This window comes from Paracraurococcus ruber, from assembly GCF_004353985.1.
In the GTDB taxonomy this organism is placed as follows: domain Bacteria; phylum Pseudomonadota; class Alphaproteobacteria; order Acetobacterales; family Acetobacteraceae; genus Paracraurococcus; species Paracraurococcus ruber.
This window is the reverse complement of sequence record NZ_SMOA01000206.1, coordinates 1-9,768: the sequence shown is the minus strand read 5'-3', so window position 1 is coordinate 9,768 and position 9,768 is coordinate 1. Positions and strand designations below refer to the sequence as shown.

At 72.7% G+C, this 9,768-nt stretch carries 9 protein-coding genes; 5 read left to right on the top strand and 4 right to left on the bottom strand.

The window, feature by feature from the left end; all coding sequences use genetic code 11:
• Positions 1-145 precede the first annotated feature (145 nt).
• The 3 genes from E2C05_RS24185 to E2C05_RS24175 form a co-directional block, all read right to left on the bottom strand.
• Complete coding sequence (locus E2C05_RS24185; protein ID WP_133222209.1) at positions 146-526, bottom strand: YkvA family protein; 381 nt, start codon at positions 524-526, stop codon at positions 146-148.
• A gap of 10 nt (positions 527-536) precedes the next feature.
• Positions 537-1,382: an alpha/beta fold hydrolase gene (locus E2C05_RS24180; RefSeq protein WP_133222208.1), complete on the bottom strand. Its 846-nt coding sequence runs from the start codon at positions 1,380-1,382 to the stop codon at positions 537-539.
• Positions 1,383-1,573: 191 nt separating this feature from the next.
• Positions 1,574-2,026 (bottom strand): acyl-CoA thioesterase, encoded by a 453-nt coding sequence (locus E2C05_RS24175; protein WP_158292339.1) that lies wholly within the window; start codon positions 2,024-2,026, stop codon positions 1,574-1,576.
• A 215-nt stretch (positions 2,027-2,241) separates the two neighbouring features.
• On the opposite strand from E2C05_RS24175, the gene E2C05_RS24170 reads away from it, so the two are divergent.
• The 4 genes from E2C05_RS24170 to E2C05_RS24155 all read left to right on the top strand — a co-directional run bounded on the left by E2C05_RS24170 (position 2,242) and on the right by E2C05_RS24155 (position 7,584).
• On the top strand, positions 2,242-3,216 hold the full coding sequence (locus E2C05_RS24170; RefSeq protein WP_133222206.1) for a tripartite tricarboxylate transporter substrate binding protein: 975 nt from the start codon (positions 2,242-2,244) through the stop codon (positions 3,214-3,216).
• Positions 3,217-3,534: 318 nt separating this feature from the next.
• Positions 3,535-4,287, top strand: coding sequence for a GntR family transcriptional regulator (locus tag E2C05_RS24165; RefSeq protein ID WP_158292338.1), 753 nt, complete (start codon positions 3,535-3,537; stop codon positions 4,285-4,287).
• A gap of 509 nt (positions 4,288-4,796) precedes the next feature.
• On the top strand, positions 4,797-6,377 hold the full coding sequence (locus tag E2C05_RS24160) for a gamma-glutamyltransferase (RefSeq protein WP_133222204.1): 1,581 nt from the start codon (positions 4,797-4,799) through the stop codon (positions 6,375-6,377).
• A 217-nt stretch (positions 6,378-6,594) separates the two neighbouring features.
• Positions 6,595-7,584 (top strand): Bug family tripartite tricarboxylate transporter substrate binding protein, encoded by a 990-nt coding sequence (locus tag E2C05_RS24155; protein WP_133222203.1) that lies wholly within the window; start codon positions 6,595-6,597, stop codon positions 7,582-7,584.
• A gap of 53 nt (positions 7,585-7,637) precedes the next feature.
• Here E2C05_RS24155 and E2C05_RS24150 read toward each other — a convergent pair whose 3' ends face one another.
• Positions 7,638-8,537: a polysaccharide deacetylase family protein gene (locus E2C05_RS24150; RefSeq protein WP_133222202.1), complete on the bottom strand. Its 900-nt coding sequence runs from the start codon at positions 8,535-8,537 to the stop codon at positions 7,638-7,640.
• 72 nt (positions 8,538-8,609) lie between these two features.
• Here E2C05_RS24150 and rutA point away from each other — a divergent pair, with 72 nt between their 5' ends.
• Positions 8,610-9,689 (top strand): pyrimidine utilization protein A, encoded by a 1,080-nt coding sequence (gene rutA / locus E2C05_RS24145; RefSeq protein WP_133222201.1) that lies wholly within the window; start codon positions 8,610-8,612, stop codon positions 9,687-9,689.
• The last annotated feature ends 79 nt before the right edge of the window (positions 9,690-9,768 follow it).

Genomic DNA, 9,768 nt, shown 5'->3' with positions numbered 1-9,768 from the left:
CGCTGCGCGCCACGGCGCGGCCGCGTCCCGGATGCCGCGCGGCAGCAGGCGCCGGGCCGGGCATCGCCCGCCGCGATCCGCTTCGGACAGGCAGCCGGCGGCCCGCCGGGATGGTCGCCCGCCGCCTGGCCTGCCTGGCGCCCGGTCATCCGGCCGCGTCCGGCCACAGCCACCACAGCAGCAGTCCGGCCGCCAGCAGCCAGAGGGCGACGATCGCGGCGGCGCCGGCGCGGCTGCTCGGGCGGGCCTGCGCCGCCGCGGCCTGGGCGCGGTATTCCGCCATCAGCGGCGCCGGGATCAGCCGGATCGCCAGCAGCATGGCCAGCGGCAGCAGCACCGCCTCGTCGAGCAGGCCGAGCACCGGGATGAAGTCCGGGATCAGGTCGATGGGCGACAGCGCATAGGCGGCGATGCCGAGCGCGAGGGCCCGCGCCGCCCAGGGCGTGCGCGGGTCGCGCGCCGCGATCCACAGCGCATGCACGTCGCGGCGGATCGCCCGCGCCCAGTCCTGCAGCCGCCGCAGCATCGCCGCGCGGTCAGCGCCGGGATGCGTCCCAGCCCCGCAGCGCGTCGATGAACACCGCGGCCAGGCGGGGCGTCGCCGCCTCCCACCCCGCGAAATCGACGTCGAGGTCCACCGGCGTGGACAACACCTCCCGATAGGTGCTGGCCGGCAGGCAGCGATGCGCCGCCTGCGCGGCCTCGGCGGGGTGCACGCGGTCATTGCCGGCAACCACCAGCGCAGGCACGGCGATCCGCCGCAGGTCGGCGGGCGCCAGGCCGGCCACCGGATGGCCCGCGCCCTGGTGGAAGCCGGCCAGCCAGCGCCGCATCCGCGCGGCGAAGGCCTCGGCGCCCATCGCCTCCAGCCGCGCGCGGTTGGTCGGGTTGGCCCCGATCAGCCCGGCGAAATGCTCGGTCTCGCAGACCGCCTCGATGCCGCCGCGCGCCACCGCCTGCAGGTACTGCTCATAGTAGTTGTGGGCGAGGCGCTTCGCGGCATGGGCGCCGCCGGTGACGCGCCAGAGCAGGAGGCCGCGCACCGCCTGCGGGTGCTGCAGCGCCAGGAGCAGGGACAGCCGCGCGCCGGAGGAGCAGCCGGCGACATAGGCCGGGGCGCAGCCCAGGGCCTGCAGCAGCGTCAGCAGGTCGTCCGCCTGTTCCTGGCTCTCGCTGTCGCCGTCCAGGGCGATGTCGGCGGCGCCGGTGTTGCGGCGGTCATAGACCAGGGCCCGGAAGCCGGCCTCGGCCAGCAGCAGGCCGAGCGCCCGGTCGGAGGCAAGGCCGCGCCGCCCCCCGGGCGAGATCACGACGACTGGGCCGCTGCCCTCGCCCAGCATGTCCCAGACTAGGTTGATGCCGCGGACCTGCGTGACGGGCATGGCCTTCTCCCCCTTCTGGGCGCCGATCGCCGGCCGGGCAGACTAGAGCGGATCGCGCACGGGCGGGAACGCCCGGACGCCAGGCGGCATGACCCGGACGGGGGCACCACCCCGCTTCCCCACCGCCGCCCGGTGCGGCTTCGTCCCGCGCCGGGGGCGCGCAAGCCGGCCCCCGTTGCGCAGCGATGGGCTCACCCCGCCTCGTCGCGCGCGCCGGTGGCGAGCATGGCGGCGCGGATCGCGGGCGGGACGGGCACGCGCGCGCCGCTGTCCTGCTGCACCGCCACCAGCACCGTCCGGCAGGAGAAGCAGAGCCCGCCCTTCCAGACCGCGTAGTCATGCACGAAGGAGGTGCGCTTGACCGAGGCGAAGCGCAGCGTGACCAGGCATTCCTCCTCGAAGACCAGCGAGCGGAGGTAGCGCGCCTCGATCTGCGCGACGACCGGGCTGACGGCACCGGGGGCGAAGCCGCCGCCAAGGCCGGACCAGCCCGGCCCCACCCGCATGTCCTCGCACCAGATGAGGTAGGCGGTGTTGTTGGCATGGCCGAGCGCATCGCATTCCGACCAGCGCACGCGATGCCGGCGCCAGGCGGCCCAGTCTTCCCCTTCGACGCCGAATGCCGCGCGGTCCTCCGGGCTCATCGCCGCCTCCCTGGCCTGATGCCGCCCGGGTAGCGCAGGGCGCCATGAAAGCCCAGCGGAGGCGCCGGGAATCCCCGCCGGCAGCATGCCCGGGGCCTGGGGTGCCGCCCGGCGGGGTCGCGCCTGCCTCCGGCGCCGTCTCCGGTGCGGTGGGGAAGGCTTGCAGCCCTCGTCCGCCTGCCGGCAGGCTGGCCGCAACGAAGCGGAGGAACGCCATGCCCACCCGTCGCGCCCTGCTCGCCGGCCTCCCGGCGCTTGCCCTGCCCGCCACCGGGCGGGCGCAACCCACGCCCTGGCCCGGCGACCGGCCGATCGAGGTGGTGGTTCCCGTGCCGCCCGGCGGCGCGCTGGATGCGCTGGCCCGCCTGCTGATGCCGCATGTCTGCGCCCAGCTCGGCGGCGGCGCCCGCTTCGTCGTGCTGAACCGGCCCGGCGCGGGCACCCAGATCGGCAACGAGGCGGTCTTCAACGCCGCGCCGGACGGCTACACCCTGGGCTGCATCACCTGCCCGGCCCTGCCCGCCCTGCCGATCGAGCGGCAGGTCCGCTACCGCGCCGCCGATTTCGCCTGGCTGGCCAATGTGGTGGACGACCCGAACAGCATCTTCGTGCTGCGGGAGTCGCCGCTGCGCAGCCTGGCCGACATGGCCGCCGGCGCCCGGGCCCGGCCGGGGCAGATCTCCTACGGCAGCACCGGCGTCGGCGGCGACGACCACATCGCCATGCTGGCCTTCGAGGACTGGGCCGGCACGCCGCCCATGGTGCATGTCCCCTATGCCGGCAGCGCCCCGGCCATCCAGGCGCTGCTGGGCGGGCATATCGACCTGCTGGTGGGCAACATCAGCGAGCACCTGCCGCTGCAGAAGGAGGGACGGATCCGCGCCCTCGGCCTTGCCGCCCCCGCCCGCTTCGCGCCGCTGCCGGCGGTGCCGACCTTCCGGGAACAGGGCTTCGACCTGGTGGCCGGCGCCAGCCGCGGCTTCGTCGGCACGCCCGGCCTGCCGGCAGCGTTGCGCACCCGGCTGGAGGGCGCCTTCGCGGCGGCGCTGGCCGAGCCGGCCTTCCTGCAGGAGGCGGAGCGGGCCGGGATGCCGCTGCGGCCGATGGTCGGCGCCGCCTATGCGGCCATGGTCGCGGAGATGGAGGCGGGGCTGCGGAGCCTGTGGGGCCGGCGGCCATGGCGGGAATGACGCCGCGGATTCCCGGTGGCTGTGGCGGCAATATCACAGTTCCGTGATCGCGCATTAATCGCCGCGGCACAGCCCAGCGTTGTAACAAATACAAATCATACTGTATGCAAAGTCCTGAGAGGCCACGGAATTCAGCCCTGAACGCCGCAGGGTCGGCCAACCCGCAACCTCAGGTTGATCAGACCCGGCGGCGGCTGTAGGTTAACCCGATCCCGCCCCGCCATTCGCCATCGTCACGGGGCGACGTCGGTTTACTTCCCAAACCAGTTGGTTGAAATTACAATCCCGGCGTTCGCGGGACGGACGGGAGCTATGTCTGTGGCATTGAGGGACCACCGGGCGCGGGCCGGCGCCGCGGTGGGCATCATGGGCAGCGCGGCCGATGCCCGCCGGCTGGTGCCGGTGCAGCCGCGCACGATGGTCGAGCAGGCCGCCGAGGCGATCGTCGCCGGCGCCGCGCGCGGCATCTTCCTGCCCGATGATCGCCTGGTCGAGGCCGAGATCGCCCGCGACCTGGGCATCAGCCGCGTCCCGGTGCGGGAAGCGCTGCGCCTGCTGGAAAGCCAGGGCATCGTCGTCAGCACGCCCTACAAGGGCATGCGCCTGATGCAGGTGACCAACCGGGGCGTCGCCGCCCTGATGCGGGTGCGCCTGACGCTGGAGACCCTGGCGGTGCGGGAAGCGCTGGCCCAGCCCGGCGGGCCGGAACGCTTCGCCCGGCTGCGCCGGGCGGCCGATATCTTCGCCGAGGCGGCGCAGGCCAGCGACCCCGCCCTGCGCGTCCGGGCCGAGGAGGAGTTCCATGCCGAGCTCTGCCGCGCCTCCGCCAATGCCCCGCTGCTGGCCCTGTGGCAGAGCCTGGCCCGGCCGCTCGCCGTGGTCTGGGGCCTGGCCATGCATCTCAGCGACAACGGCCCCGAGAGCGAGGACCACTACACCCTGATCGAGGCGCTGGAGCGCGGCGACGCGGCCGAGGCGGTGGCGGCGCTCGAGGCGCATATCGAGGCGACGGCGAAGCTCGATTTCGAGACCCTGGTGGCCGAGCGCCGCAAGCAGCAGGCCGTTACCTGAGGAAGGAAGGCCGGGGCATCGCCCCGGCGGCCGGCGTGCCGTATGCCCGTCGCGCCACGCCAGGCCATCCATGGACGACCGGACGCGCCAAGCCCCGATCCTCGGCGCCCGCGGCCTGCCGGTCCGGCGCACCGCCCTTCGGCGCCAAGGCCGCGCGGCGGCAGCCCGGTCCATCGGCGACGGACCCCGACGATGCGGCGCCCGGCACTGCATGCCGGAGAACGGGTCGCCGTCCGGCCTGAACACAACGGGCCGCGCCGGGACCGCATCAGGCCATCGGTGCCCTGGCGCGGCGGGGGTGTCCGGTGACCGCGGTCGCTTTGCCCACGACCGCGCCTTCCTGCGCGGGTCCCCGGCGGTGGCGGTCCGGCCACGCGGCGTCGCGCCGGTGTCCCCTGGCCAGCCGCCGCGCATTCTGCCGGCAACCCGAGGGCCCGCCATGCCAGGGGCTTGCGGGCCGGGCCGGCCGGCAGGACCATCCCGGCCGCCGAACCGCCGGAGACTGGACGATGCCGGACCCCTATCGCCCCCGCCCCCACGTCACCCAGAACTGGACCCTGCGGAAGCCCGCGGCCACCGGCCGCGGCGGCATGGTCGTCTCCCAGGTCAAGGCGGCCGCCGAGGCCGGCGCCGCGATGCTGGAGGCGGGCGGCAGCGCCGCCGATGCCGCCGTCGCCACCGCCTTCGCCCTCGCCGCGCTCGAGCCCTGGAACAGCGGGTTGGGCGGCATCGGCTTCGCCCAGGCGATGAAGCCCGGCATGGCGGTGGCCGAGACCTTCGACTTCGGCCCCGTCTCCCCCGCCGGGTTGGACCCGAAGGCCTTCCCGCTGACCGGGCGGATGAAGCAGGACCTCTTCGCCTGGCCGGAGGTGGAGGGCGACCGCAACATCCATGGCCCGCTCTCCTTCGTCATTCCCTCCGCCGTCGCCGGCTATGCCCTGCTGCACGAGAAGCATGGCAGGCTGCCGATCCGCGAGGTGCTGGCACCCGCCGTGGCCCTGGCGAAGCGCGGCCTGCCGCAGGACTGGTATACCACGCTCAAGGTGGCCAGTTCCGCGCCGGTGCTGCGGCTCTACCCCGAGAGCGCACGGGTCTACCTGCCGAACGGGTTGCCGCCGACCGCGCCCTACCAGGGCTCGCCCGGCTTCTTCACCCTGGGCAACCTGCCGGCGACGCTCGAACGGCTGCAGCAGGCCGGCCTGCGCGACTTCTACGAGGGCGAGATCGCCGCCCGGATCGCCGCCGATGTGCAGGCGATGGGCGGCGTGCTCTCCGCCGCCGACCTGGCGGCGTGCCGGGCGCGGGTGCTGCCCTCCATCCCCATGGACTGGCGCGGCCGCCGGGTGATGCTGGTGAACGGCCTGACCGCCGCGCCGACCTTCCGCCGGGTGCTGGAGGGGATGGCGGATGCCGACTGGGCCGGCCCCGCGCCCACCCCCGCCTGGTATGGCCGCCTCGCCCGCGTGATGCAGGATGCCTATGCCGAAAGGTTGGCCGGCCTGGGCGATGCCGAGCCGAAGGGCGCCGACAGCTGCACCACCCACCTGACCGTCTGCGACAAGGACGGGATGATGGTGGCGATGACGACGACGCTGCTCTCCTCCATGGGCTCGCGCGTCATGCTGCCGGCGACCGGCATCATGATGAACAACGGCGTCATGTGGTTCGACCCGACGCCGGGCACGCCGAACGCCATCGCCCCGAACAAGCGGCCGCTGAACAACATGAGCCCGGTGATCGCGGCGAGCGGCGATCAGCCCGAGATCGCCCTCGGCGCCTCCGGCGGGCGGCGCATCATGGCGTCCGTCGTGCAGTTGCTGTCCTTCGTCTCCGAGTTCGGCATGGGCGTGGAGGATGCGGCGCATCATCCCCGCATCGACGTCTCCGGCCCCGAGGGGATCAGCGCCGATCTCCGCCTGCCGGAGGCGGTGCTGGCGGCGCTGCGCCAGGCCGGGCCGGTGGAACTGGTGGAGCACGGCGTCATGCCCATCAACTACGCCTGCCCGAACCTGATCCGGCGTGGGCCGGAGGGGATCACCGGCGTCAGCGACGCCGCCAGCCCCTGGAGCGCGGCAGTGGCGGCCGGCTGAACCGTCCCCGGCCGGGGATCCGGGCGCCCGGATCCCCTGTCCCGGCCGGGCCGGTCGCGGCACCAGCCGCCGCCCCCGCCGCGCCGGCCGGTACGGGCCGGCATGGTCGTTGCAGGCCGCCGGCGGTCGCCTGGTCCGGCGCCGCGCCTCCCGATTACCCCTGCGTAATCCGAAGGCAAGGCATCCGGCCCCTGCCGCAAAGGAGCGCAGAGAGAGCATGCAACGCCGTCATCTTCTCGGCCTGGCCGCCGGCCTGGCTGCCCCGGCCCTCGTCCCTGGCCTCGCCTTCGGCCAGGGCGGCGCCTGGCCGACCCGCGGGTCCATCCGCCTGGTCGCGCAGTTTCCCCCGGGCGGGCTGGTGGACACCATCTCCCGCCTGATCGCGCCGCCGATGAGCGCGGCGCTCGGCCAGTCCGTGGTGGTGGAGAACCGCGCCGGCGCCGGCGGCGTCATCGGCACCGACTTCGTCGCCAAATCCCCGGCCGATGGCTACACCTTCCTGGTCAGCCACGCCTCGGTGCAGGTCTTCTCCACCGCGACGCTGCCCAGCCTGCCCTTCGACCCGATCAACGACTTCACCCATCTCGGCATGCTGGTCGAGGCGCCGAACGTCCTGATCGTGAAGGCGGATTCGCCCTTCAAGACCCTGGCCGACTACCTGGCGGCGGCGAAGACCAAGGCGGTCCGCTACGGCTCCTCCGGCATCGGGTCGGCGCCGCACCTGCTGGGCGTGATGCTGGCCTCGGTCGGCCAGGCGCCGCAGCTGGACCACGTGCCCTATCGCGGCAGCGCGCCGGCGATGCAGGACCTGCTGGCCGGGACGATCGAGAGCATGATCGACCCCGTCACCACCAACGTCCAGCAGCTGAAGGACGGCAACCTGCGGGCGCTGGCCATCTCCACGCCGCAGCGCCTGCCGCAGCTGCCGAACATCCCGACCTTCGCGGAGCTCGGCTATGCCAAGCTGACCTCCAGCCAGTGGCTGGGCCTGTCGGCGCCGAAGGGCCTGCCGGCGGAGATCGCCCAGCGCATGACGGCGCTGATCCCGAGCCTGCTGGAGACCCCGCAGCTGAAGGAGCGGTGCGAACAACTGGCGACCCTGCCGCGCAACCCCACGCCGCTCGGCGCGGATTTCGTGCGGGTGATGCGGCAGGACATCGAAACCTGGACCGCCATCGCCAAGCAGTTCAACATCGTGCAGAGCTGACGAAGATCGGGGGAGAGAGAGAACTCTCCCCCGAACCCCCTCTCACCTTTGTCTCAAAGTCCGGCGTCCGCCCTGACGTGGCGCGCGACCTCCTCATGCGTGGCGAACCACACGCTGCCGCGCGACTTCATGTGCTGGATCAGCCGGTCGAGCAGCGCGATGCGGCTGCGATGGCCGATCACGTGGGGATGCATCGTCAGCAGGAACATCCCGCCCTCCTCCCAGGCGCCGTCGAACTCGGCGCGGAACACCTCCTCCACGCCCGAGGGCGGCGTGTAGGGGCGCAGGGCGCTGAAGCGGACGAAGTTGAAATAGGGCGCGTCGTCGCGGATCCACTCCGGCGGCAGCTCCACGATGCCCGTCGGCTCGCCATGGTCCAGCAGCTCATACGGGTCGTCGTCGGCCATCAGGCTGCTGTCGTAGAGCAGGCCGAGCTCCCGGATGATCGCCAGCGTATCCACCGAGAAATCCCAGCTCGCGGTGCGGATGCCGACCGGGCGGCGGCCCGACAGCTTCTCCAGCACATCGGCGGCGCGGAAGGTCAGGTCGCGTTCCACGCCCGGCGGCAGGGCGGTGTTGGCCTCATGGATCCAGGAATGGATGCCGATCTCATGGCCCTCATCGGCTACCGCCCGCACCTCCGCCGGGTGCAGCAGGGCGGAGACGGCAGGGTAGTAGAAGCTGGCGCGGAGGCCGTGCTTCGCCAGCAGCGCGCGGATCCGCGGCACGCCCTGGCGGTTGCCGTACTGCCCCTGACTGATGCGCATCGGGCTGGTATCGGCATCGCGCAGCGGAATGGTCTCGTGGTCCGCATCGAAGGACAGGGTGACGCAGCAGCGCGCCCCGCCCGGCCAGGATTTGGGCGCCAGGCTGCGGCCGGCACGGGCATTGCCGCAGATGCGGCGCCACTCGTTCTCCGGCCATTCCCAGGGTTTCTGCACTTCGCTGCTCATGCCACGGTCTCCGCTTCGGGGCGTGCTGGCACGCCGTTTGCTGCAACGCGCCACCCACAGAGGAGAGGTTCGATGGACATCGGCGTCTTCATCCCGATCAACAACAACGGCTGGATCATCTCCGAGGCCGCGCCGCAGTACATGCCGACCTTCGAGCTGAACAAGGCGGTGGTGCAGAAGGCGGAGGGCTACGGCCTCGATTTCGCCCTCTCCATGATCAAGCTGCACGGCTTCGGCGGCAAGACGGAGTTCTGGGACCACGGGCTCGAAAGCTTCACCCTGATGGCGGCGCTCGCGTCCGTCACCAGCAAGATCCGCCTCTACGCCTCGACCGCGGTGCTCACGCTGCCGCCCGCCATCGTCGCCCGCATGGCCAGCACCATCCAGGACGTCTCGGGGGGCCGCTTCGGCGTCAACCTCGTCTCCGGCTGGCACAAGACCGAATACACCCAGATGGGCCTCTGGCCCGGCGACGAGCATTTCGGCAAGCGCTACGACTACTCGACCGAATACGTGAAGATCCTGAAGGACCTGTGGGAGACGGGGGAGTCGGACCTCAAGGGCGACTACTTCACCATGGACCACTGCAAGCTGAGCCCGCGCCCGAAGACGCCGATCAAGCTGGTCTCGGCCGGGCAGTCCGACGTCGGGATGGACTTCACCGCCACCTATTGCGATTTCGGCTTCTGCCTCGGCGACGGGCTGAACGAGCCGACCAAGGCGGCGCCGACGGCGGCGCGGCTGATGAAGGCGGCCGAGAAGACCGGCCGCGATGTCGGCGCCTACATGCTCTACATGGTCATCGCCGACGACACGGACGAGAAGGCGATGGCGACCTGGCAGCGCTATGTCGCCGGCGCCGACAAGGAGGCGCTGGCCTACCTGTTCGGCCGCGCCGCCGACGACAAGAACGCCGACGACACCTCGACCGCGAAGTCGATCGCGAACAGCGTGTCGCCGATCAACTTCAACATGGGCACGATCGTCGGCAGCTACGCGACCTGCGCCCGGCTGCTGGACGAGGCGGCGGCGATGCCGGGCGTGAAGGGCATCATGCTCACCTTCGACGACTTCCTGATCGGCATGGACAAATTCGGCCAGCGCATCCAGCCGCTGATGCAGTGCCGCAGCCATGTGAAGCTGGCGGCCTGAACCGGCCCGGGGGCGGCGCCGCAGCCGCCCCAGCGCGCCGGCCGTGGCGGGCCGGCGCAGCCGGCGGCGGACCGGGGCC